Source organism: Sphingobium sp. LSP13-1-1.1 (assembly GCF_040676415.1).
In the GTDB taxonomy this organism is placed as follows: Bacteria; Pseudomonadota; Alphaproteobacteria; order Sphingomonadales; family Sphingomonadaceae; genus Sphingobium.
In genome coordinates this window covers 1-24,875 of the sequence record NZ_JBEGHU010000019.1, presented here as the reverse complement: position 1 = coordinate 24,875, position 24,875 = coordinate 1, and the positions used below count along the sequence as shown (strand labels likewise).

General features: G+C 60.6%; 14 protein-coding genes and 3 pseudogenes. 10 read left to right on the top strand and 7 right to left on the bottom strand.

Annotated elements, in window-relative coordinates:
* From MRBLSP13_RS11685 to MRBLSP13_RS11675, 3 genes and pseudogenes are all read left to right on the top strand, one after another.
* Positions 1-213, top strand: a pseudogene (locus MRBLSP13_RS11685) (nucleotidyl transferase AbiEii/AbiGii toxin family protein); the annotation flags it as partial.
* A 72-nt stretch (positions 214-285) separates the two neighbouring features.
* Positions 286-573, top strand: coding sequence for a hypothetical protein (locus MRBLSP13_RS11680; protein ID WP_363754585.1), 288 nt, complete (start codon positions 286-288; stop codon positions 571-573).
* 632 nt (positions 574-1,205) lie between these two features.
* Positions 1,206-1,610 (top strand): GNAT family N-acetyltransferase, encoded by a 405-nt coding sequence (locus tag MRBLSP13_RS11675; protein WP_363737712.1) that lies wholly within the window; start codon positions 1,206-1,208, stop codon positions 1,608-1,610.
* Between the two features lie 245 nt (positions 1,611-1,855).
* On the opposite strand, the gene MRBLSP13_RS11670 is transcribed toward MRBLSP13_RS11675, so the two are convergent.
* Complete coding sequence (locus MRBLSP13_RS11670) at positions 1,856-3,901, bottom strand: TonB-dependent receptor (RefSeq protein ID WP_363737714.1); 2,046 nt, start codon at positions 3,899-3,901, stop codon at positions 1,856-1,858.
* A gap of 110 nt (positions 3,902-4,011) precedes the next feature.
* On the opposite strand from MRBLSP13_RS11670, the pseudogene MRBLSP13_RS11665 reads away from it, so the two are divergent.
* The 3 genes and pseudogenes from MRBLSP13_RS11665 to MRBLSP13_RS11655 all read left to right on the top strand — a co-directional run.
* A pseudogene (locus tag MRBLSP13_RS11665) lies at positions 4,012-4,170 on the top strand (integrase core domain-containing protein); the annotation flags it as partial.
* 732 nt (positions 4,171-4,902) lie between these two features.
* Positions 4,903-10,428, top strand: coding sequence for a hypothetical protein (locus tag MRBLSP13_RS11660; RefSeq protein WP_363737715.1), 5,526 nt, complete (start codon positions 4,903-4,905; stop codon positions 10,426-10,428).
* Between the two features lie 368 nt (positions 10,429-10,796).
* Positions 10,797-10,979, top strand: a pseudogene (locus MRBLSP13_RS11655) (integrase); the annotation flags it as partial.
* A gap of 83 nt (positions 10,980-11,062) precedes the next feature.
* On the opposite strand, the gene MRBLSP13_RS11650 reads toward MRBLSP13_RS11655, so the two are convergent.
* The 5 genes from MRBLSP13_RS11650 to MRBLSP13_RS11630 form a co-directional block, all read right to left on the bottom strand.
* Positions 11,063-13,645 (bottom strand): TonB-dependent receptor, encoded by a 2,583-nt coding sequence (locus MRBLSP13_RS11650; RefSeq protein ID WP_363737717.1) that lies wholly within the window; start codon positions 13,643-13,645, stop codon positions 11,063-11,065.
* A 335-nt stretch (positions 13,646-13,980) separates the two neighbouring features.
* Complete coding sequence (locus MRBLSP13_RS11645) at positions 13,981-14,844, bottom strand: cupin domain-containing protein (protein WP_363754584.1); 864 nt, start codon at positions 14,842-14,844, stop codon at positions 13,981-13,983.
* 210 nt (positions 14,845-15,054) lie between these two features.
* On the bottom strand, positions 15,055-16,698 hold the full coding sequence (locus tag MRBLSP13_RS11640) for an AMP-binding protein (protein WP_363737721.1): 1,644 nt from the start codon (positions 16,696-16,698) through the stop codon (positions 15,055-15,057).
* Positions 16,699-16,891: 193 nt separating this feature from the next.
* Positions 16,892-17,740 (bottom strand): cupin domain-containing protein, encoded by an 849-nt coding sequence (locus tag MRBLSP13_RS11635; protein ID WP_363737723.1) that lies wholly within the window; start codon positions 17,738-17,740, stop codon positions 16,892-16,894.
* Positions 17,741-18,002: 262 nt separating this feature from the next.
* Positions 18,003-18,512, bottom strand: coding sequence for an antibiotic biosynthesis monooxygenase family protein (locus tag MRBLSP13_RS11630; protein WP_363737724.1), 510 nt, complete (start codon positions 18,510-18,512; stop codon positions 18,003-18,005).
* 188 nt (positions 18,513-18,700) lie between these two features.
* Between MRBLSP13_RS11630 and MRBLSP13_RS11625 the strand changes: the two genes are divergently transcribed.
* Together MRBLSP13_RS11625 and MRBLSP13_RS11620 are read left to right on the top strand one after the other, a co-directional pair.
* Positions 18,701-20,188 carry a PLP-dependent aminotransferase family protein gene (locus MRBLSP13_RS11625; protein ID WP_363754582.1) on the top strand — a complete coding sequence of 496 codons (1,488 nt, stop codon included), beginning with the start codon at positions 18,701-18,703 and terminating at the stop codon, positions 20,186-20,188.
* A gap of 162 nt (positions 20,189-20,350) precedes the next feature.
* Entirely contained in the window at positions 20,351-21,763 is a 1,413-nt protein-coding gene (locus MRBLSP13_RS11620) for an aldehyde dehydrogenase family protein (protein ID WP_363737728.1), read from the top strand.
* Between the two features lie 167 nt (positions 21,764-21,930).
* Here MRBLSP13_RS11620 and MRBLSP13_RS11615 read toward each other — a convergent pair whose 3' ends face one another.
* A complete protein-coding gene (locus MRBLSP13_RS11615) occupies positions 21,931-22,830 on the bottom strand; it encodes an AraC family transcriptional regulator (protein ID WP_363737730.1) in 900 nt (299 codons plus the stop codon).
* Between the two features lie 93 nt (positions 22,831-22,923).
* Here MRBLSP13_RS11615 and MRBLSP13_RS11610 point away from each other — a divergent pair, with 93 nt between their 5' ends.
* The gene (locus tag MRBLSP13_RS11610) at positions 22,924-23,673 is read left to right on the top strand and encodes an SDR family oxidoreductase (protein WP_363754581.1); all 750 of its coding nucleotides are present in this window, start codon (positions 22,924-22,926) and stop codon (positions 23,671-23,673) included.
* A gap of 120 nt (positions 23,674-23,793) precedes the next feature.
* Entirely contained in the window at positions 23,794-24,555 is a 762-nt protein-coding gene (locus tag MRBLSP13_RS11605) for a class I SAM-dependent methyltransferase (RefSeq protein WP_363737734.1), read from the top strand.
* Positions 24,556-24,875 lie beyond the last annotated feature (320 nt).

Below are 24,875 nucleotides of genomic sequence, written 5' to 3'. Positions count from 1 at the left end.
GACCAGCGCATGCGCAGTGCTGGCATCCGCCTGCATTATACTCCCCGCAACACTCTGCCGGAGGGCGTCAAGGACGGGATTTTGCTGGAGGCTGGTTTCGATCAGGTGGCCCCCAATCGGCCATGCCTGATCAGTTCGTGGGCCTATGACAAGGCGGCGGCAAGTGGCCTTCCTGATCTGACTGACAACCGGGCGTTCGACGTGCCCTGCTAATCTGGCTATACGCTGGTCGAGAAGCTCCAGACGATTTCGACGAAGTTCCGGCGGCACCTTGAGGATGGCAGCATGCCGCAGAACTTCCTCCGCCACTATTACGACGTCTACTGCCTCCTCGGCGATCCCGACGTTCAGGCGTTCATCGGCACCGAAGCCTACTTCGCCCATAAGGACGCACGCTTCCCGGCTGCGGACAACAAAGTGATCGGCGAAAATCTCGCGTTCGATCTTTCGGACCAGACCACGCGGGATCGCTTCGCCCGCGCCTACGCCGCCACGTCTGCGCTCTATTATCGTGGCCAGCCCAACCTCGACGATATCCTCGGACGCATCCAGGAGTATGCGCATCGGCTGTGAGAGATCAGCGCCGGCCTATATCAAACGGACGAAGCGAAAGCGGTCGGAGCTGGTGCGGATGCGCGACACCCGAATCACCATGCAACGGAACAGCCGACAGCTAAAAGCGAGGCAAAGGGACTCGAACCTCATCAACAAAAAGTCGTAGGGTATCGACGAGGGTATCGGCTGATGATGTCATGAAAAAATGATTATTTCTCAACTTACTAGCGCGATTTTCGAGTCCTCTTCTGGCACCACATCCACTTAAAAAACAAGGATTTTTCAAGGGGTTTGGCACAAATTGGCACACTGCTCCTTTTGGCGAATGCCATGCGCCGTTTCAAAATTGCGATGAACGGAGGCAAAGACAACGCTGATCGGCTTGGCGGATTTTGGTACGTGAGGCTGTCTCGCCGCCCTGGAGGATATGGGCTGGTCATCCCCGGACGCATGTCTATTAACCCCTTCCTACAGTGGCCCACTCTCAACTGGGGTGCAGTCGCGAGCCCTCGTGGATCAGACCCCGAACAGGCTGAAGTCGACCAACTCTCGTCGTTCGGTGTCGATGCGTGAACGACCGAATGTGGCGGACGCTGACATAGCGGCTTTTACCTATTTGCCGCGCATAATTGGAAAGGCTGGTAGGCAAAATGTTGTTCCGTCAGGTCACGGAGATGGAAATCAGACTGGCCCAGCCCGGCGAATACGAAACTATCGCTGCCATTTGGTATGAAAGCGCTCGCCAGATGGATGGAGGCGCGCCCGCCCTTGATGACCCGAGCACTTTGCCTGCCCGGATCATCGCGAGCATCGAAAATGGCTGGTGCCTGAAAGTTGCCGTGGTGGACGATCATATCGTTGGCCTACTTGCGACCATCCCTGCGCAACGCATTCTCGATCAGCTTTTTGTCGCGCCAGACGCCCAACGCAAAGGCATTGGCGCTGCGCTGCTCGATGAAGCTAAGCAGCAACTTACGACAGGGTTCACGCTTCGGACTCCCCTCACCAATGCAGCGGGCATCGCTTCTATGAACGCCAAGGTCTACGAGCGGTGAAGGATACAGCCCACCCAACCACTGGAGCGCTAGTTCGCTGCTTCGAATGGAAGCAATAGCCATCCGCCCCTCCCGGGAATCACATGAATCTCAGGCAGTCACCGCGTAATTCCGTCGAGTATCCGTCGCGCATGGAATTGCGCGGTGCTGCTATTCCTTAGAATGTCCGGAAATCACTGTCGGATTGAGGAAGTGTCCGACAACGCCCGTGGTGGGGTTTTCCGTCATGCTCTCTCCACAACGTGTCAGAAGCTGAAACGGGCCGTCCCGATGACCGAGCGCGGGGCACCGGGAAGGTTCAGGATCGGCGACGTCCCATGTCCTGCGATGATGTAACGCTTGTTGGTCAGGTTATAGGCGTTGAGCTGAAGCCGGACGGGACCGAACTGCGCCCATGCAAGGGCGTCGAACGTAACATAGGATGGCAGCACCGTCGTATTGACGGGGTCGGCCCAGCGGTCGCCGACATAATTGACCCCGCCACCCAAGCCATAGCGGGTGGCGATCGTCTTGGTGAAGAAGAGGCTGGCGCTATTGAGCGGGGTGAGCGTGGCGCGCTTGCCGATCAGGCTGGGTGTCGCCGATTCCGTAATGCGCGTATCGAGATGGGCATAACCCGCGATCGCGCGAAAGCTCTCCGGCAGATCTAACGCGGCGGACAGTTCGACACCGCGCGTCCGCTGCGTGCCGATCGGGACGATGCGCTGCGTGACCGGATCGGTACCCTTGATCCCGGTTCGCCGCAGGATGAAGGCGGCCGCCTGCACCGACAGCCGACCTCCGAACAGCGTGTATTTCGCACCGACTTCCTTGTTGGTGGTCTGTTCCGGTTCGATATCGCTATTGTTGGCGGCCAGCGCGAAGGTCTCAGCGGAAGGCTGGAAGCTACGGCTCCACGATACATAATAGGATTGAGCCGCATCGGGCTGGAAGAGCAATCCGGCGCGAGGACTCCAGTTGCGATCGGTCCGGGCCAGGTCTGTCTGGCCCGGCAGACGGCGGTCGGTCTTCTGGATGAACCAGTCATGCCGCAGGCCCAGCATCGCTTTGATGCCATGCCCGAAGTCGATCAGATCCTGCACATAGAGGCCGCGCGTATCGAGGCGCGTGACGCTATTGTCGGTAAACGTGTTGAAGCTGTCGTTGTCGACCACTGGCAGGACAGGATCGAAAATGGACGTGACCGCGACCGTGCGGCCCGCGAAACGCTGGCTGCCCTTGCTCTGATGCGCGATCTCGAAGCCATAGAGGATGGTGTGCGCGGTCCCGAGCAGGTTCAGCTTTTGCGTAAGCTCGGTCTGGTTGGACCAGCCTTCCTCATCCCGGTCGAAGCGGCTGTGTTCGAGCGTCACAGTTTGAGCTATCGCGTTTACCGCTGAAGGGATCGTGCTCTGGCGATCCAGAGTATAGCGATAATGGTTGAATCCGTTGCGCAGGCTGAGCCTGTCGGAGAAGCGGTGTGTCACGGCCACCCGCTGCGACAGCACTTCTGAATGCGCCAGGTCAGCGTCGCGGGCGTTGGCAGCGCCGTAGTAAGTGGAACGCGGCACATCGACAGGTCGGCCGTTCAGGGCCGGTATTCCCAGGTCCATCAAGCGCCGGTCATTGATATAATCGGCCTGGAGCAGAATGGTCGTATCCTGTCCGGCGCCGATCAACAGCGACGGGGCCAAGGCGAAACGCTTGAGGAACTGTTGCTCGCGGAAACTGTCATTGTCCTCGATGGCGCCGGTCAGCCGGAACCCAACATGCGACGTTTGATCGAGCCGCCCGATATCCAGCTCGCCCCGATAGCTGTCGAAGGAGCCTGCCGAAAGGACGAGGGCGGTGATGTCGCCATCGGGCTTCTTGGTCACGCGATTGACGAGGCCCCCCGACGATCCCCGGCCATACAGCACCGCGGCCGGTCCCTTGATGACCTCGACCCGATCCACGTTCGACAGGTCGCGATAATAGAGGGCATCGTCCCGGAAGCCGTCGACGAATTGGTCGGCGATCGCCGTGAAGCCGCGTATCCGGAACTCGTCACGCTGTCCGTCGCCCGACGCAAGGGTAACGCCGGGAACATTCCTGACGGCATCCTGTAGCGAGAGTGCCCGCTGGTCGCGCAGCACCTCGGCAGGCACCACCGCAACGGACTGGGGGATATCACGGAGCGGGAGCGCCACCTTCGCGGCGGAGCTGTCCTGCGGCACGTAGCCGTCCCGCAGCCCTGTAACGATAATGTCGGTGCGCTGCTGGTCTTCGCCGGATTCGTTGGCACGTGCGGCCGTCCCTAGCGTCAATGCCATGAGCGCGCACGATATGCGCAAACCTTTCCGAAACTTCATATGAACCCCGCACTTGCCCAACCTATATTAGCCCGCCACTAGTGCTAATGATTACCAAAAGCAAGTAAGCGGGCGGCAAGATCAGCATGGACGGTCGGGGACGCTGGATGGACAATGTCTTCATCGAACGGCTCTGGCGGTCTGTGAAGTACGAATGCGTCTATCTGCACGCCTTCGAAACCGGATTTGAACTGCGCGCCGGCCTTGGCCGATGGTTCCAAAGCGTGAATCACATCTACGCCAAAATGGGAATCCTAAATCCCTACAGGTCTTAATCCAGATTAACTCGTAAGGTACGTCAATGAAACACTCGATTGAACCGCCTTTATTGGGACATTCCCGCCCTTCAAGCGGGCGATGGCGAACGACAGCTGTTGGCAGGAAGTGGGCATTCGCGAAGTTATTGGCGTTGCCCGCTTGAACGAGCAAGGCTGGCCAGTTTTCTGCCCATCGCGTTTCAGAGGTGGTTTTGCAGGTCACTGCCGTTCGTGTCGATCAGGTACATTCGAAGAAGCCGCCGATCGCCTTTCCGCCAATCTTCCCGGGCCAGAGCCATGCTCAGCGACGCGCGAGATCAACGACTGTCGGTTTAACCCTCTGATTTCTTGAGACTGCCTTGAGGCGAATGTTCCCGGTGCCCCAGTGGCATTAAAAATTTTGTAACCTCGCCGGAATTTCTGGACACCTTATCCCTTTGTGCCACAGGATTGAAATCTGGCGGATACACAGTGTTCAAAAGCGGGGGAATTTTTTCAATGTCTGACCGACAGATGGCGCGGGCGCGTCACTGGTTCTTTGCGCTCGGTTCGAGCATTGCAACTGTAGCAGTTGCATCGGCATCTCCGGCATGGGCGCAATGCAGCCCTGACCCGACGGTGGCAGATAGCACCACGGATTGCACAGGCACAGATACCGATGGCCTACACGTAACCACCAGCGGCAGCACGGTGCAGGTTGCTTCCTTGGCCAGCGTCGTTGGCGATGGCGGTGCGGCGATAACGGTGGATATCGCGCAAGTCCCTGGATCTTATGAGGCGCGCACGGCCGCGATCAACGTGGGCGGCAGCGTGGACGGCGGCACGCAGAGCGGCATCGCGGTCCTGTCCGGACCGGTGGCAGCGAATAGCTACGACTTCTATGGCACAACAGCGAACGTCACAGTTGAGGCGGGCGCTACCGTGTCGGGAGCCACGGGCATCACCGCCGGGCCTTCGTCCGGGAACGATTATGCCCCCGCGCTCGTTAGCGTGACGAATGTCGGCACCATTACGGGGACTTCCGGTGTCGCCCTGCTGGCAACCGATCCTGCGCGCGGCGCTTTCGAGGTCATCGACAACGCTCAGAGCGGCACGATCGGCGCGATCGTCGGCACGATCGGGGAGTTGAACAACGCCGGGATCATCGATGGAGGATCGCTCAGCGCGGTCGACCAGACCACCACCTACAATTCGCACCCCTATCCTACTGGTTGGACTAACACCGGCACCATCCGCTCCACCTCCTCCGCGGCGACGATTGCGAACCTGTCCACCGTGTTCAACCCGCTGACCAACAGCGGTACGATCACCAATGCTGGCACCGGCGCAGCCATTCAGGGGCAGGGAATCTCGATCGTCAATCTGGCCGGGGGGGCCATTTCCACCGCGGGCAGCAAAGCGATCGTCGCCACCTCGCTGACGCTCACCAACAGCGGCACGGTCACCGGGGATATCGTGACACAACCTGCTTTCGGCACTTACTTCTACAGCATCATCGATTCCACCCAGGGAACGATCGCAGGCGACGTCTCGCTGGGCAGCGGCAACGACCTCATTTACGGCCTCTATGATGGCACGGCGACGCTGGTGACCGGGATAACTGGTAAGATCGATGCTGGCGACGGCACCAATTCCCTAGTGCTCGCGCCCGACGCGGACCTGGCTGTATCCACCGCTATCGCATTGCCGACCAGCTTTCAGTACCTGCGGCTTGCCCCTGCGGCCGATACGACGCTCACGCTTGGTCAGGGCTTCGTGGCTCCCGGTACCATTGAGTTGGGCGGCTCCGGCACTGTCGTCAACGCGGCGGCGATCACGACGCAGGGGCAGGCTTTCGTCGTGCCGTACCATGTGTCCGGAAATCCTAGCCTCACCAACACCGGCTCCATTGATGCAACAGTGACCCAAGGTTACTACGCAGTAGACATGGGCTTCTATGGCACGCTGACCAACAGCGGGACGATCACGTCCAGCGGCAACGGCGTGAGTACATATGGTGACGTTGTCAATTCCGGCACCATCACCGCCGTCAATACCGCGCTCTCGATGTTCAACGGCGCGCTGGACAACAGCGGTATGATCCGATCGACCGGAGGCATCGGCGTCTATCTCAGCGGCAACACCGACAATACGCCGGCCGTCAACAGCGGCACGATCGAGGGCGCGACCTACGGCGCCGTCACCGGCTATGTTCTGACCAACAGCGGCACGATCTCCACCAGCGAATACGGCACCGCAGTGGGCCTTGGAAACTACGGCGTGCTCAACAACCTTGCCGGCGGAGTGATCAAAGGCGGGGCCTGGGCCATCACCGGACGCGATCCCTACGGATCAACCAGCACGGACAATGCCTATGTCTTCAATGCGGGAACGATCAACGGAGATGTGACCTTCGTCTCTCCACGCGATAGCTCCTATTACAGCAATCACAACACCTATGTCGCGCTCACCGGCGGTGTCCTCAACGGTAACCTGACGCTGGGCAAGGGCGATACGCTGGTGACCGATCTCGTCAATACCGGCACGAGCCAGTTCGCCGGCATCAACGGAACTGTGACCGCCACGGACGGCCTGCTGCGCTACCGCGTCTCCGGAGATGCGAGCGCCGTAATCGGCGCGGTGGGACCGTTCGCCACTACTGGCTATGAACTAGTTGAAGGCGCGCATCTGACCCTCACCGCAGACATGGCCCAGAGCTTGCCGCTGGTGCTCGCTGGCAGCGGCACGGTGGACCTGAACGCCGACATCTCGACCACCAACCAGGAAGCGATCGAAGTTACTGCGGCCGCCCTGGTTCCGGGATCTTTACAAGATGGCACGCTGACCATCATCAGCCGCGGCACTCTGACCGGCACGATTGACAATTACTTCGCGGGCGCCTTTGGCGTAGTCAGCCCGGGATCGGCCGACACTCTCCAGAATGAAGGCACGATCAGGGCCGCTTACACCGCGACCAACGGCGGTGACTCCTTTAACGCTGCCGTTGTCTGGGCTAACACCCTGATCAACAAAGGGCGGATTGAACTGGACGGCAGCTATGGAGCTTATCGCGTCGCCACGGTGGTGAACACCGGCACGATCGAGCAGACGGGCACGCGTACTTCCTACGGAATCTATGATGCCTACAGTGTGACTAACAGCGGCACCATCCAAACTGCAGGCAGCGCGATCTCGGGTGGTTACGGCACCGTGGTCGTCAATTCCGGCACGATCGCCAGCACCGCGTCCACCGCGATCGCGTTTGCCCGACAAGTCACCAATCTCGCCGGAGGTACCATTACCGGCGGTAACGGCACGGCCATCACCATGGACGGCGGAGCCGTGACGAACGCGGGCGCCATCATTGGCGATGTGGACCTCGGATATTGGTATAGCAGCGGCAGCGCCTATTACGCCAACGGTGGGACCCTCACGGGCAACCTGAGGCTGGGCAACGGCGACGATGTGTTCCTCCAGAGTGGAAACGCCACTGGGGTGAGCGGCACTATCGACGCGGGTGAAGGCCGTGACGCATACGGTATCGCGCTGATGAGCAGTGGCACTGTTTCGGTCGGTGCAGCTCCGGGCAGCGGCTTCGAAGATGGGATAGTCGCCGCCTTCGGTGCGGATACGGTCGCGACACTGACTGGGCTTGATGCCTCTCTCACCAATTTCCATGCTGCGGGGGATGGCACTGTCGTCAACAAAATCGCGTTCTTGGGCAACGTGGTGTTGGGCAGCCCTTCTTACTCCGGACAAGCTGCCACCCTCGGTGAGACGCTGGGCGGCTTCATCAACGACAGCTCAATCGCGGGTAACGTGAGCGGTTCGGTCACGCGCCTTGTCAACACCGGGACAATCGGATCGGCCGACTTTACCGGTCCCGCTGTCGCGGTCTGGAACAGTGGTGCGCTCTCGTTCGAAAACAGCGGTGTTGTGACGGCAAGCCAGACTGAAGGCCTAGCGTCGACTCTGTATGCATACGCCATCGACATAGCCAATACCGGTACGTTCGAAGATGGCCTGCTAGCCTATGCGGCTAATTCGCAGGACGGCCTGCCCGGCACGGTAAGCGTCGCCAACAGTGGTACGATCACCAATGGAGATGCCGGTACCGCCCTGCAGCTAGTGGCTGGATCATATGACGCCAGCATACCCGGCACCGTGTCACTCTCCAACAGCGGCGAGATCAGTGCCATTGCGCCTGCGAATGGTGAAGCCGCAATCGCGGTGAGTCTGGACCTTGCCGTTCCTCAAATATACGGCCAGCAAAGCCCGACATATGGTCTCGTAAATGGCACGATCACCAATGCCGAGACGGGGACGATCGTCGCTACCGGCGCCGGCGCCGCGGCGATCCAGACGCAAGGCACTTCGTTCACCCTCGAGAATGCCGGCCGCATAGAGGCCAGCGGGGATGGCGCGCTGGCCATTCATGTGTCGGGGGCGCTTCCCGCCATCATTTCCAACACGGGGGCCATCCTGGGCGGAATGGTGCTTGGCGAAGGCAACGATCTGATTGAGAACAGCGGCACGATGGGTTCCGTTGCCTTCGGTGGCGGTGACGACCTCCTGCGCCTCGCCGGCGGCACATTTGCCGGCTCCATCGACGGCGGAGAAGGCACCGACACCGTGGAAATCACCGGAGGCGAAGCTGCCTTCTCGGCGATTTCCGATGTGGAGGCGCTGCGCATCAGCGCGGGGCTCGCCAAAATAACCGGTGACGCCTCGCTTGGCAGCATAGTGCTCACCGGCGGTCGAGTAGTCGGGCTTGCGGGCTCGACGATCACGGCGCCGACAATCACCGTCGGGCAAGGGGCAACCTTCGGTTCGGCAGGCACTATCACCGGTAGCATAACCGTCGCAGGCACGCTTAGCCCCGGCGCGTCGCCCGGCACGATGACCGTGAATGGCAACGTCGCACTGGCCGGTACTTCAGTCTCCATCTTCGAGATTACGCCTACTGTCTTCGACAAGCTGATCGTCAATGGCAATCTGTCGATCGCTCAGGGCGCTACACTTCAGATCGAGGCGAGCGGGATCGTGACCGCCGGCCAGTCTCTAGATCTGATCGACGCCGACAGCATCACCGGAAGCTTTACGAACATCCTCAGGTCGGGTTCGATTTTCGGCGTCATCGCCCAAACCGGCGGCACCATTTTGTTACTGGGTCAGTTTGAAAACGATCCGACCTTTACGCCGCAGGTCCAAAGCTCCATCAACTACGTCAACGGCCTTTTGGTCAGCGGCCAAGCCTCGTCGGCGTTCATGGCTGCGGTTCCAGGATTGATCGCCAACGCCAGCACCTCAAACCAAGTCGTCTTCGCGCAATTGACGCCGGAGGCCTATGCGGCAGCCGGTCAGGTTACGGTGGAGCAGGGGCTGGAACTGGCGGATGTCGGGCGCAGCGTTGCATTCGCGCCGCGTCGCGACACGCCCGGAGCGTTTACGTTCGCAAGCACACTAGGCAACATCCGCACGCTCGATAGCAGTTTGCAAGGCACAGCGCGGACCCGGATCAGCGGTTACGGCTTCCTTGGCGGAATTGGCTGGGGAAGCAATGACTGGTCAATCGGCGGCTTCGTCGGTTACCTTAACAGCCAACAGACCCTGTCGTCGCTGGGCTCCAAGACCTCGGTCGATGCGGTGGTTGCGGGTGTCCATGGCCGCTGGACCAGTGGCAGCCTCGCCATCATGGCAACGGTGGCTTACGACGGCAGCAACGCCGAGACCCATCGCAGCGTGCTTGGTGGCTCGGCGAAGGGGGGCTATGACCTGACTGGCTGGACCGGCGACCTCAGCATCGGCTACACTATGTCGCTCAACGGTAATTTGATCGTACAGCCAGGCATCGGGGTAACGGCCATTCGCACAGGCCGAGATCCGGTTACAGAGACGGGTGGCAATCCCTACGCGCTCCAAGTGGCCCGCAATCGCGGCAGCGCCGTATTTGTCGATGGCGCCCTGACGTTCAAGGGCGGCATGAAGGAGGCCGCCACACGGCCTTACCTTTCGCTCGGGGTGCGTTACCAGGTCGATGGCCGGTCTCCGTTCGCAATCGCTGCCATGGGCGGAGGAGATTTCGGCCTTGCTGCAGCTGGCGCCCGGCGCGCGCCCGTCTTGGCCACCGCCACTTTGGGAGCGGACGTCGCTCTAAGCGCAAGCCTGACGCTGTTCGGCGCGGTTAGCGGGGAAACGGGTAACGCAGACAGACGCGGCAGCGCACGCGCGGGCCTGCGTTTGGCCTTCTGATAAATTGGTCGTCGGGGCCGATTTTCATCGATCCCGGCGACTCTCATAGACCAGATGCCGCGTATGAACTGTGCGTCTGCGATCAGACCATGGGCCAACTGCGGTCAGGCCGTTCAGGGCGGCTGGGCGGTGGGCCACCACGGAATTCCGCTTTCGAGTCTTCGCGCATCAGCGGAGAATGACGGAGATGAAGCGCGAGGATGCTGGCCTGCTCGGAAAAAAGCGAATGACGGCTTCCGTTTTGAGCTGCCGTTCGGTGTTGGGCTCGGGATCGTCCGGACGTGGTCGGCACGAGCCCAAAGCCACTCCTTCGCATCCTCTTCGGCAAGCGTTTTGCAGATGGCCGATGTGGCCATGGGAGAACGATCATGGAGATGGCTGAAACAGAACTCACCGCCACCATGCGCCCGGTTTGGAATGCCGGAAGGACCGTGGGTGCAAAGCGGGCTCTGAAACCCAAGCAGATTTGGGAAATCCGTTTCTACCTCAATCAGCGCCGCCGCCTGCGAGATCGGGCATTGTTCGATCTGGCGATCGAAAGCAAGCTTCGCTGCCATTGGCGGACCTTCATTCAGCTAGCGGTGGTGGCGACCGAAAGGAGGAGGGAAGACAAAGGCTTCCCTCCCAGTCGCCGTCAGAAGCGCAACGTGGCTTCGACCCCGAAGGTGCGTGGCAGCGCGCGCACGAGGTAGCCCGCGCCGGTGATCCCCTCGTTAGGATAGCCTGCCGGGAAGTAGAGCTTGTCGGAGAGGTTCTTTCCCCAGACAGACAAGGTGTAGCGGTCCGTCACATAGCTGATGCGGCCATTGAACACCCAGTAATCGCCTTCTCCTTGCGTATACCGCCCGCTCGCTAGATTGGGCAGGACACCGCGGCTGTAATCCTTGAAAGTGTCATAGTAGAAACGTCCGGTATAAGCGGTGTCGCCATGCACCTTGATCTTGCCCTCGCCGATATCCACCGCGTCCCAGTCGAACGCGAGGTTGACCGAGGTCTTGGGCGCATAGGGGAAGGGATTGCCGCCGACGCTGACATTGCCGGCTCCCGATTGCACGCAGGACCCGTCCTGTGCAGGGAAAAGGCCGCTTAGATTGAGAGCGACGCAGGCGGCCTGATCATAGCTCTTATATTTGCTGTCGAGGATACCGAGCGACGCGCTCAACGTCAGGCGATTCGTCGCAGCGAACTCAACATCGAGTTCGAGGCCCTTCATCGTTCCGTCGAGAGTGATGATGTTCGCGGTCACGCTCGGGTCGACGACCTGGCTCTGCTGGTCCTTATAATCATAGTAGAAGAAACTGCCGTTGATCTGCAAGCGGTTGTCGAGGAAGCGGGTCTTGAAGCCGACTTCGAAGGCATTCACCTCCTCGGGCTTGACGAAATAGACCTGCGGCGAGCTGATATAGGCGAGGCCGTTGAAGGTGCCGGCGCGATAGCCGCGGCTGTAGCTGCCATAAAGCATAACACCGTCTACCGGCTTCCAGTCGAGGATCGCGCGGCCCGAGACGCGGCTCGTCTTGCCGCTCTTGTTGATGCCACCAGGATTTGGGGCCGCAGTCGCGGGGATGACCACGTTCCCGCTTTCGTTATAGACAGGCGCCAGGAAATAAGGCGCGCCGTAGGCCGACACGGCCAGCATGCGCGGATTGCCGGCATCGTCATAATAGGTGGTGAGGCCATCCTTATAGTCGGTCGTGTCGGTGGTATATCGCAGGCCCGCCGTCAGTTTGAGCCTAGGCGTGATCTCGTAGCTGCCCTCGCTATAAACGGCCCAGCTTTCCCGGTTCTGCTTGAAATGCTGCTTGCCGCGAACGCCGGTGGGAACCGAGCCGGCCGACAGTGCCGTCCCGTTGAAGCCGCCCGCGGGATTGAACCAGGTTGCGGGCAGGCCCACGGCTGCACGCACATCGCTCAGCAAATTGAAGATATCGATGTCGTTGTCGGAGGTTACACTGTCCCAGCCATAATAGGCACCGACGATCATCTTGAAAGGCCCGCTGCTATAATCGAGGCGCAGGTCCTGATTGAACGCCTCGAAGGACGAACGATAGCCGTTCGAGCACAGGCGCAGTGGGCCGCTGTCACAATCGGTTGCTGTCTGGAGATAAAGGCCGGAATCATAGCCTGTGATCGAGGTCAGGTTGAGCTTGTCGGCAAGCTCGGTCTTCACGGTCAGGACGACGCCTTCGGCGCGCGTCACTGCGCGGCCAATCGTATCCTGCTCGATCTGCTTGTCGGACAGACCAACCCGGCTATAGCTGCTGGGCAGCAACCCGGCACCATTGTCACCGAGCGCCTGGAATAGAGGTGCCAGGGGGAAAGCTGGGTTCTCATAATTGATCACCCCAGGGTTGGTGCGCGAGGGCCCCGCGCCCAGCGACGCGGCGACGCCGCCGGTCGATTTAGCCGCATAGCCCTTCAAGGTGACATCAAGTGTATCGGACGGCGCGAAGCGCAGTGTTCCGCGGATGCCGTAGCTTTCGTCGCCATTGGGATCACGCCCCGTTGCATAATTGAGACCGGACGCACCGCCGGCAGCCGTGGTGTTGAGCCCGGCGGGCATCAGATTATGGATATAGGGATCGGATTTGACATAGGTGCCCGCGATGCGGATGCCGAGTTGGCCTTCCACGGGCGTCAGCTCGATCGCACCTTCAGCGCTCTTCCGGTCGTAATTGCCGTAGCCGAGCGTAAGGTAGCCGTTGGCGCCCTTCATCTGCGGCTTGCGAGTGATGAAGTTGATCGCCCCGCCGGTCGTGTTGCGGCCATAAAGCGTGCCTTGGGGACCGCGCACCACCTCGACCTGCTCCAGATCGTAGAGCTGCTGCCCCTGGCTCGCCCTGAACGTCTGGTAGACCTCGTCCACGTAAACGCCAACCGGCGAAGCCGCGCTCGCGCTCAGTTCCGTCCCCACACCCACGCCGCGCAGCGTGAAATTGGGCTGCTGCGTGCCATAAGCCGACGACACCTGGAGATTGGGCATCGAGGCATTGAGGTCCGAAGTATCGAATACGCCCTTGGCGGTGAGCGCCGAGGCGGAAATGGCCGATACCGCGACCGGCACATCCTGCAGATTTTCGGAGCGCTTGGTTGCCGTGACGACGATCTCTTCCAGCCCCCCAGATTGCGCCTGCTGCTCGTCGGGCTGCTGGGCGAGCGCTGGCGCGCCAAGGCACGCTGCGATCGCAAAAACGCTTATGGATCCAACCCTTTTCATACGGACCTCCCTGTTCGGACCACTGCATCCCAGTGCATTTCGTGGTCCAGTTTCGCCTGGACGCCGGCTTTTCGAGGGTGGGCGCTTGCCTATGCCCTCGACTCCGTTGTCAAAGGCCAAGGTGCCGGAGAACTGATACTCTCCTTAGAGCCTCTTCCTCGCTGATTGATGGTGCCAGATGATGTGAGCGGGCTTGAGGCACCGGCCTTTGTTCGCGGGCGTGCAATAGCGCGCAGCGCAGGCCGCTCTGCCCCGCTCATCGCTCTATCGCGGCAGTGCGAACGCTTGGGCACACGCTTTGAAGTGCCAGGTCGGACCTGCCGCCTGGCGCACCATCATTCCGGCAGGCTTGCGTTCGCAATCAGCCAGAATTTCTTGGCAAATGGACCCTTTGACGACCAGGACAGCCTCGTGCCGCGTGGCATGGCGAGGACGTCGCCGCCTCGCAGATTGTGGGTCTCGCCGGTATCTTCGTTGACGACATGATAGACGCCTTCGAGCAGCAGCTCGATCTCGTCGCCCAAGGGAGAGGTGTAGGGAATGGCCGTCGAACCATCCGGTGCGCAGCCTGCAATGCCGACGCCTGCCCGCCACAGGCCGCAGAGCAGGGTTCCGGTGCTTCCCGTCGAGCGCAGCTTGAACAGTTCGCCGCAAACCATCGAGCCATGGTCGGGCTCGTCCCAGGTGAAGGGTTCCCATGCTTCGGGATTGTCGCTGATATGGCCGACATAGACGTCATCGTCCTTGACCGAGGGCGCCGGCGAATCCCAAAGGATCCAGAATTTCTTGAGGAAGGGCGCATCAATGTCCCAGCTCAGCGCTACGTCCTTGGGATGGCTGATGATCGTACCGGCCTCAAGTCGGTACTGCTTGCCCGTCGCGGCGACCGTGACGGTAGCTGTGCCTTCGAGGATGACCATGGTTTCATCGCCAAGGGGCGCGGAATAGTCGACATGGCATGAACCGTCCTCGTTGCAGCCGGGGATACCCTTACCGGTTCGCCAGAAACCGAGCTGCAGCGACCCGCTGGTGTGGTCGAAGGCCACCGGCGCCACCTCGCCTTTCACCTGAGGGCCGAAATGCGGATCGTCCCAGGTGAAGGGCGCCCACTGCGCGGGATTGTCATTGCGGTTGCCAATGCCCACGGAGCGGGGTGCGGCCGCATGGGAATTGCCCTGGATGTTCGGATCGCTCGCCATAGAAAAACTCCTCGCTCGCTGCTGCCTCCCGGCTCCCCGTCAACGCGGCGCATGTGCGCCCTTGGGGATGGCTGGGAACGACGATCGGAAGCCTATGGACCAGGTGCATCTCGCCCTAGAGCCTGATCGGGCGTTTGCGATGGTGCCAGTGTTCTCAAACGGGCCATGAGGCATCCCGGCACGTCTGCGTGAAGCCCACCACGGGGTTTCCTACAGGGTGCGCAGGATGAAGCGCTGGATCTTGCCGCTGGGTGTCTTGGGCAGTTCGCTTACGAACACGACAAGCCGGGGATAGGCATGAGCCGACAGCCGACTCTTCACGTGACGTTTGAGATTCTCCGCCAGATCTGGCGAGGCTTCATAACCCTGATTGAGAACGATGAACGCCTTGACCAACTCGGTTCGCTCCGGGTCCGGTACCCCGATGACCGCCGTTTCCATCACAGCGGGATGTTCGATCAGGGCGCTTTCCACATCGAAAGGACCGATCCGGTAGCCCGAAGAGGTGATGACATCGTCAGCGCGGCCGATGAAGCTGATGCTGCCGTCGGTTTCCCATTCTACCGTGTCACCGGTTCGGTAATAGCCGTCTGCAATAGCCCGCTTTTCCTGTTGCCAGTAGCCATCGAACCAGAGAAGAGGCGAGCGGGCGATATCGATCGCCAACTCGCCGGGTTGGTTTGGTCCCAGTTCGCAGCCCGTCTCGTCGAGCACTGCGACGCGGTACCCCGGCATGGGGAGGCCTGCCGATCCCATGCGTATGCGGTGGGCCAGCCCATGATGATTGTTCACCACCATGCCCATTTCGGTCTGGCCGTAATGATCGTGGATAGGAACGGCCAGATGCCTGTCGAACCAGCGAATAATTTCGGGGTTGAGCGGTTCGCCCGCGCTGCTCACCACGCGCAGACTGCCTTTTGCCTGCGCGGCCGCCTCCGGCCCTGCGGCGATCAGCAGCCGGTATGCGGTCGGCGCCCCGGCGAGGTTAGTGATCCCGAGCCGGTCGATCACCTCATAAGCCGCCTTCGCCGTAAACCCGCCATCATAGAGCGTTGTCGCATGACCAAGCAGAAGCGGCCCGGTGATACCGTAATAGAGACCATAGGCCCAGCCCGGGTCGGCGATGTTCCAAAAGCGGTCCTGTGGCCGTAGGTCGACTGCCCAGCGCATATAGGCGCCGATGGCCAGGAGGCCACGCAGCGGCACCCCGACCCCCTTGGCAAGGCCCGTGGTGCCCGACGTCGACATCATCAGGAAGAGGTCGTCGGGGCTGCGCAGAACCGGTTGGAACACGGCGCTGCGCGCATCGAGTTCGGCGCAGAAGTCAAGATCGCCTTCCCGCAGCATGTCGCCGGGCGCAAGGACGGTCGCGACTTTCGGACAATCGGCTATTTCGTCCAGCTTGAACCGATTGGCGCTGTCCGTGATGATAAGTTTCGCGCCGCTGATGCCCAATCGGTGCTGGATGGCCTTGGGGCCAAAGGCGGTGAAGAGCGGCTGATAAACCGCTCCCGCGCGCCAGACGCCCAAGATGGTCGCAAGAAGTTCCGGAATGCGGGGAAGAAGTCCGGCCACGCAATCGCCGGGGCGGACGCCATGTTCGACCAGCATGTTGGCCATCTGTGCGGACAGATCGCGCATCTGGGCGAAGCCATAGTCTTCCCGTTGCCCATTTGCCGATACCCAGACGAGCGCGGTCCGATCATCGTCGGCATATCGATCGCAACACTCCACACATGCGTTGAAACCCGCCTGGATGCTACCCGAAAGCCGCCCGCATTCGGTCTGGATGGCGAAATTGTCACGCGCAGCCCGATAGGATTGCGGGGTGATGGATGCCGGTGTGCCGGTCATGCCTTCATGGTCCTCTTCCGTGCTCGCGATTCTTGCGCGAAGCGTTGTCTGCTGGTTGAGAGCCGGTCACGGGGCGTTCGGCGATCAACCAAAAAGCGCATCATGACCATGGCGGGTCAGACATGGTCCTAATGGATAGGATGGCGAAGCGGCACCTGCTGGAAAACGGCCCGCTCCGCCCGCGTTCGCGTGCCTATTCAGGCAATGTGTCGCGCGTGATGACCCAGAGCTTCTTGCTGAAAGGCCCCTTGGACGTCCACGTGACGTGCATGCCCGAGGAAAGACCTATCACGTCTCCAGCCCTGAAATTATGCACGTTGCCGCTCTCGGTTTCGGTGACTTCGACCTCGCCTTCGAGAAGCAGGATGGTCTCGTCGCCTAGCACCCCGGTATAGGGTGTGGACATGGTGCCCTTGTCGTCGACATCGCTTCCGGCAATGCCCTTGCCAGAGCGCCATACGCCGCTCAGCATCGTGCCGGTCGAACCGCCGGTGCGGATGAAATAGAGTTCGCCGGCAACGAGAGGCCCCTCGGCCGGCTCGGTGAAATGATATTCCTGCCATTCCTCCGGATTGTCGCTCACATGCGTGATGAGCAGATCTTGTGGCGGATTGGCAGTGGGTTCGCTGCCGTTCCAGATACACCAGTATTTCTTGAAGGCAGGACCCTCAATGTCCCATTGGACTTCGAGCCCCTTGGGCGAACTGATGACAGAGCCGGGCCCGACTTGATAGCGCTTGCCGGTGGAAATGACCGTAAGGACAGCGGTTCCGTCGATCACGCAGGCGGTTTCATCGCCGAGCGGCGAAGAATATAGTAGCGTATGCGACCCGTCGGATGCTGCTCCGGGCGCGGTCGGCCCCGTCCGCCACAAACCCGCGGAAAGCGATCCGGAGACGCCCTCGGGCCGGATCACGACATATTCGCCATGCACCTGCGCGCCAAAGCGCGGCTCGATCCATTCGAAGGGAACCCACTTCTCATTGGGTTCATTCTGCACTCCGCCATGTACGGCGCTACGGACGAGAACTTCCGACGTCATCCCCATTTCTCCTTTTCCCTGCCCGTTGCCGCGCCCGCTGGCTGAAGGCAGCTCGGGCGAGACTATCGGCGATATGCTCAAATCTGCGGCAGAACTGTCCCGGTCGCTAGCGCCATTAATCCTCTTTTTGATGGTACCAGATCCCCGTTCGGGTCGCGCCGCTATCGTTTGTTTATGGGATGTCCCTCCTGCGGGACCGCTAACGACGCTCCGCCCACCTTTGCAGCGTTTGAGTGCTGGCACGCCGTTCGTGACCGGACGATCAGGTCGGTGACGGCAAATCCGTCTCAGCGCCTGGTTGCTGCTGAAGCTTGGGCACGTCCTTGAAGACGGCGAAGCTGCTTGGCGTATTGGGCATCACCGGGAAGTGGAATTCGCATTTTGGGCAGGGCTCAGCGAGAACCTTCTGCTCTTCCTGGAGGTCGAACGCCTTGTCCTCGACCACGCCGCAATTTGGGCAGACGCGCAACAGGCGCGTGTTGGTCAGTTCGAAATTGGTGATGATGTCTTCCATGATGGCGCCGCGCGCAGCCCATTCCTTGGCATATTTATGATAGACATTCATGTGCCAGTCCTTCAGCGACTCGCGGTCGACCCAGAAGCTGACTTCGTTGAACCAGCCCGGGTCTTCGGGATGCACCCACCAGGTGAGATGCAGGAAGCCCGGCATTTTCATGAGATGGTTGCGGGTGTCGGCAAAGATCACCTTGAACTTTTCGTAGCCGTCCGGACTGGAAAAGCGCACGCGCTGCATGCTGAGATAGACGGACATTTCTTGTACTCCCCTCGATGAGTCCAGCCCTGAGAGCTGTCCTGAAAGGATTAGGTACGGCGTGGCCGTCCGGTAGGACCACAGCCCGGAAACTTTATGGTGCCAGAGTGCGGAAGCCCTATCATTGAGCCGAGCAGGCGATAGGATAAGTTGATCCGTTTCCGAGAGGCATCCTGGTCATGATGTCAATGAACCTCATCATCACCGTAGATCGAAATGACGAACGGTCGTTGCAAGTGCAGCTTTACGAGGCGCTGCGCGACCAGATCCTCAAGGGAAGTCTGCCGGCCGGCAAGCGTTTGCCTTCCACCCGCAGCATGTCCGAGCAACTCGGCATCGCCCGCAACACCGTCATGCTCGCCTATGAACGCTTGGCCGCTGAAGATTATATCACCTCACGTGCCAAGGCCGGGATATTCGTCAACGATAAACTACCTGACGCAACGGTATTGCTGCGCAACGGTCACGGTGCCGCGCAGCCTCCCCCCAAACGGCTTCGTCTCGGCAAGAACCCCTCATTCACGGGCCGCTCCCCCCAGCTGTGGCATGAGAAGCGCGCACGGCCGCAATTCGATCTTTTTGTGGGTCGCCCGCATCCTTCTGGATTCCCGACGACGTTCTGGCAGCGCGCCGTCACCCGCCACCTGACCTATGCGCGCGGTGCCCAGACCGAATATGGCGATCCCCAGGGCTTGGCGTCGCTTCGTGAGGCGATTGCGGCCCATCTGGCCGAGACCCGCGGCATTAGCCCTGGCGCAGATCAGATCGTGATCACATCGGGGATCCAGGGCGCGCTCAATCTGCTGGCGCGGATATTTCTCGCCGGTGCGTCCAAGGCAAGCGTGGCAGTCGAAAATCCCTGCTATCAGGGCGCCGCCTATCTCTTTGGCAGCTATGGCGCCAGCATTCGCCCGATCGACGTTGACGAACAGGGGATCATTGTCTCGCAACTCGACGGGTTCATGGGGAACCTCGTCTATGTGACGCCATCACATCAGTTCCCGACCGGTTGCACGCTGAGCCTCGACCGGCGTCTGCATCTTCTGGACTGGGCCTATCAGACCGGTAGCTATATCATCGAGGACGATTACGACAGCGACTTCCGCTATGACGGGCCGCCGCTAACTGCGCTGGCCGGGCTCGACCGCAATGGTCACGTCATCTATCTAGGCACCTTCTCCAAATCGATCGGGGCTGGTCTGCGGATCGGCTACGCGGTGCTCCCGCGCCACCTGATCGATCCGGCGAGGATCGTGAAGACCCTGACGGATAATGGCGCGCCCTGGCTAGAACAGGCCGTGATCGCCGATTTCCTGAAAGAAGGTGCCTTCCTGCGTCATCTGCGGCGCATCCGCCGATCCTATATGGGCGCAAGAGATGCTGTGGTTGAAGCGATCGCCAAGCATTTCCCAGGCGGCGAGCTTCTTGGCCAGGAGTGCGGCATGCACATGATGTGGACACTTCCGCCCGACTTACCATCTGCCAATGAGATGCATCGCCTAGCCCTGAACTGCGGTGTTGGCCTCTACCCTTTTGCTGGAGCCGCCGTGCACGAATATGGGATGCCAGGGCGTTTTCAAGAGCGATCATTGGTGCTCGGTTATACAGGCCTTGGCGAGCACGACATCCAGGAAGCCTTTGGTCGCGTCGCCGACCTGCTTGCCCGCACTTCCTGAGTTGAAGCCTTTCGACTGGCACCATCAATAAGGTCTGGAATGGTCCTATGTCCCTGACAGGGCGGGGCTTAGGATTCTACGCCAACACCAGATGACTGGTGCCGGTCGCTGCCTTTTACCCACATGGGCGAGCGATTGGCCAATAGCCCGGGGAGGATGACAATGGCGGAATATAAGCTTCTGATCGATGGCAGGCTGGTTGACGGCGCAGCCGTCATGGACGTACTCAATCCGGCAACCGAGGAGGTGTTGGCGCGCTGTCCCCGGGGGTCCGCCGAGCAACTCGATGAGGCGGTTGCAGCCGCGCAGGCGGCCTTTCCGGCCTGGATGCGGACGTCTATCGCCGAGCGGCGCGCGCTCATTCTCAAATTTGCCGACAGCATCGAAGTTCAGGCTGAGGATCTCGCGCGGCTACTGACGCAGGAACAGGGCAAGCCCTTGAGCGAGGCGAGCGCCGAAATCGCCTACAGTGTTGCCTTCATTCGTCAACTTGCCAGCTATGACTTGCCGGTGCAGCTTCTTGAGGACAATGACGCTCGGCGCGTGGAACTGCACCGGCGCCCCCTGGGCGTTGTTGGCGCGATCATCCCCTGGAACTTCCCCGTCCTGATCGTCGCTTTCAAGCTGCCGTTTGCGTTGCTGGCCGGCAATACGCTTGTAATCAAGCCCGCGCCTACCACGCCACTCTCCACCTTGCGCCTTGGTCAATTGATGGCCGGGATCTTTCCTGCAGGAGTCGTGAACATCGTCACCGATCAGAACGACCTTGGTGGCCATCTCACGACTCATCCCGGGATCGCCAAGATCAGCTTTACCGGCTCTACCGCGACGGGACGCAAGGTGATGGCAAGCGCGGCGGCCTCGATCAAGCGCCTCACTCTGGAATTGGGCGGTAATGACGCAGCGATCGTTCTTGCCGACGCCGATCCCGTCAAAGTGGCGCCGGACATCTTCAATGGCGCCTTCATGAACGCCGGCCAGATCTGCCTCGCGATCAAGCGCGTCTATGCTCATTCCGATATCTATGACGCACTTTGCGCCGAACTGGCGCGATTGGCGGAAGAGGCCGTGGTCGACGATGGGCTCAAGCAAGGTGCCCAGATCGGCCCGCTACAGAACAAAGCCCAATATGAAAAGGTCAAGGCGCTGCTTGAGAACGTGCGCACCGATGGGACCATCATCGCTGGCGGCGAGGTTCTTGATCGACCCGGCTATTTCGTCCGTCCGACCATCGTGCGCGATATCAGCGACGGGGCACGTCTGGTAGATGAGGAACAGTTCGGCCCCATCCTCCCTATTATCCGCTTCGACGACCCTGAAGATGCACTGGCGCGCGCCAATGCCTCAGACATGGGGTTGGGTGGCTCCATTTGGTCTCCCGACCGTCAAAAGGCGTACGATCTTGCCACGCGTATGGAAGCAGGCACCGTGTGGATCAACAAGCATCTCGATTTTGGTCCGACCATGCCGTTCGGAGGCGCTAAACAATCAGGGCTTGGCGTCGAATTCGCGCAGGATGGTTTGCACGAGTTCACCCAGGCCCACGTGATTAACGAGGCAAAACGGGTGCCATGATCAATTCGCCTCCCTGGCAAAAGAACGTTCATTTTTGCATGCGCAATGGCCGCTTTCGACCGGAGCGGCCGTCCGCAATCCGATGAGGAACGGCAAAAGTTGGTCGGTTCGGGCCACAAGCGGAGGGGGCCAGGCAAGGCCAAATCACTACATCGCGAAATTCGTGATCATGCACTCATTCGCGCAAACTGGCCCGGTGGGCATCCCAAGCGCTTGCGAAAGGCGGTGCTGAATGCGCTGGCCGACTCGTAGCCGATCTCAGCAGCAATCCGATCGAGCGTTTTGACGCCGCTTGCCAACGCATCTTTGGCGAGCGCCATTCTCCAGCGCGCCAGATATTCGATCGGCGCGCATCCGATCGTTTCGCCAAACCGGGCTGAGAATGCCGACCGCGACATGCCGGCGATGCTGGCAAGGCCGGCGACCGTCCAATTGGCACGGACGTCAGAATGGATCGCCTGGATCGCACGCGTGAGGGAGGGATCCTTCATGCCATTGAGCAATCCTGCAGTGACTCCTTGGCCTTCAATGCTGTGCCAGCGAAGCGCCTCTACGAGGAGTGCCTCCAGCATGCGCTGGATGATAAGCTCTTTCCCCGGATAGTCTGTTGCGCACTCCTCCGCCAGCAACTCAATCAAGCGACCAAATCGGGTCGCACGTCCCTGCGACGCGGGAATGTAGATTTGCTTGGGCAGCAAACTGAGCAGCAGCGGCGCGTTGACGCGTTCAAACGTGAAACTGCCCCCCAGAGCAACGAAGTCTGGCTCGCCCTCTTGTTCGCCATGTCGCACCGCTTCATTGCGCGGTGCAACCGAAACGCAAGACATCCCCTTCTCACTGCTAAGAGAGAAGGCCGGCGTCGTCGGAAGTAGCAGAAAATCACCCCGACCTAGCTGCAGTGGTTCATGGCCATTCAGGGTCAACCACACTTCGCCAGTAAGGATGATCGAGAAGCCAGGGGCGTCATGCGCCGCATACTCTACGCCCCACCGACCTCTACCCGAGATTGGCTTGGATAGGGCCGCACTGGGGCGAAGCAGGGCGATGACGTCGCTCAAAGGGTCCATCTGGACGATCCATAACTAATATTGGACTAAGGATTATATATCGTCCGGTTGGCCTCGTCTATCAAATCGTCATCCACCACGCGGAGACAGGCTATGACCAAGACAATTCTCATCACCGGCACCTCTTCCGGCTACGGCAAGGCCATCGCAGAGCACTTCCTGTCCCATGGCTGGAACGTTATCGCCACGATGCGGCGCCCCGACAATGCGTCTTTCAGTGGCGATACCACTCGGCTCCGCGTGCTGCCGCTGGACGTCACCAGCGACACAAGTATCGCTGCGTTGATCGAAGTCGCTGGCCCGATCGACGTGCTCGTTAACAATGCCGGCGTCGGCGCCGTCGGGGCGTTTGAGGTGACTCCGATGTCGCTGGTGCGGCAGCTCATCGAGACCAACACGATCGGCGTAATGGCCATGTGCCAGGCGGTCATACCACAAATGCGCGAGCGTCGTTCGGGCACGATCGTCAACGTCACGTCGAGCGTCACGCTTGGCGCGTTCCCCTTGGCGGCTGCCTACACGGCCAGCAAGCAGGCGATCGAAGGGTTCACGGGCTCGCTCGCACATGAGCTCGCGCATTTTGGTATCCGCACGAAGCTGGTCGAACCCGGTTACGCGCCGACCACGAATTTCGGTGCCAATGCGATCATTCCTTTCGATCAGCTCATTCCCGCCGACTACGCCGACTTCGCTGGCCCCATTATCGAGGCGTTCGGAAAGCCCGCGCTGACGACCAAGGAAAGTGACGTGGCTGAGGGCGTCTGGAACGCCATCCATGATACCGGAAACCAGCTCCACTTCCCCGCGGGTCCGGACGCCGTCGCGCTCTCCCGCGCGCGTTGAGGGTAGCCCCGTGCCACCGGCACGGCGTAACGTCAGTCTGACTTGCGCGTCTTCGCTCCATGGGTGCAGAAGGGGCTATTCCAGATGTCGGCCGCGGTTCACGATGAGGGACGATACCCCATGTCGGTTCATGAGAAATCCCAAGGCTACCGTTCGGGTGCCCGGGATTATGTCGCCGGCCGGCCAGGATATCCGCCGGAAGCGATCGAGTGGTTGCGCGACGTCCTGGGCGCCGCTCCGGGCAGGAAGATCGTCGAGATCGGAGCAGGAACCGGCAAGTTCATCCCGACGCTGCAAGAAGTGGGCGGGACCATCATTGCGGTTGAACCGATCACCGAGATGCGGGAGCAACTGGTCCAGTCTTTTCCGGATGTGACAGCTTTGGCGGGGTCGGCTGACGCCATCCCCCTCCCGGACGCCTCGGTAGATGCGGTCGTCTGCGCGCAGGCATTTCACTGGTTTGCGACCGTCGAAGCGGTCGCAGAGATGCGTCGCGTGCTGGTGCCGGGCGGGAGGCTCGGTCTCATCTGGAATGGACGGGACGAGGGCGTTCCGTGGGTTGCTGCGCTCTCCCAGATCACCGATCGCCGTGAAGGCGATACGCCGCGATACCGCACCGGTGCTTGGCGGAAGGCGTTCCCCGCTCCGGGCTTCGAGTTCATCGGTGATCGGCACGTGCGCAACCACCACATTGGTACGGCTGAACAGGTCGTTCTCAAACGCACAATGTCGGTGAGCTTCATCGCCGGTCTGCCCGCGATCGAACGGCATGCGGTCGAGCGGGAAGTACGGGACTTGATTGACGGAACTCCGGAACTGGGCGGAGGCCGGGAGGTCGCCTTCCCTTATGTGACCAGCATGTTCGCTTACCGAGCAATCTGACAGCCGAACGGCGGCTTTCGTCAGATCTGCACGTTTGCGGCGCCGCAGTTGAACGACCTGACTTGGTCGGAAGTTGCCGATTTTCTACCCAGCTAGCGGGATCGCCACTTCACAGCCTACTGGCGAGTGTTGGTTGGTCACTTTGCGCCGGTCCTTTTGAATGGAGAGAGTGAAAGCGCCATCTCAATTCGGATCATCTGCATGAGTTTTTAATGAGAATCGTTGCATCACATACTCCAAGCGCTTATCTGGGGCGCAGGAGATATGACATGTCGGCTCTCAGCGAACTCAAGCGCCACCTGCGCCCCGGACAGGTTTAC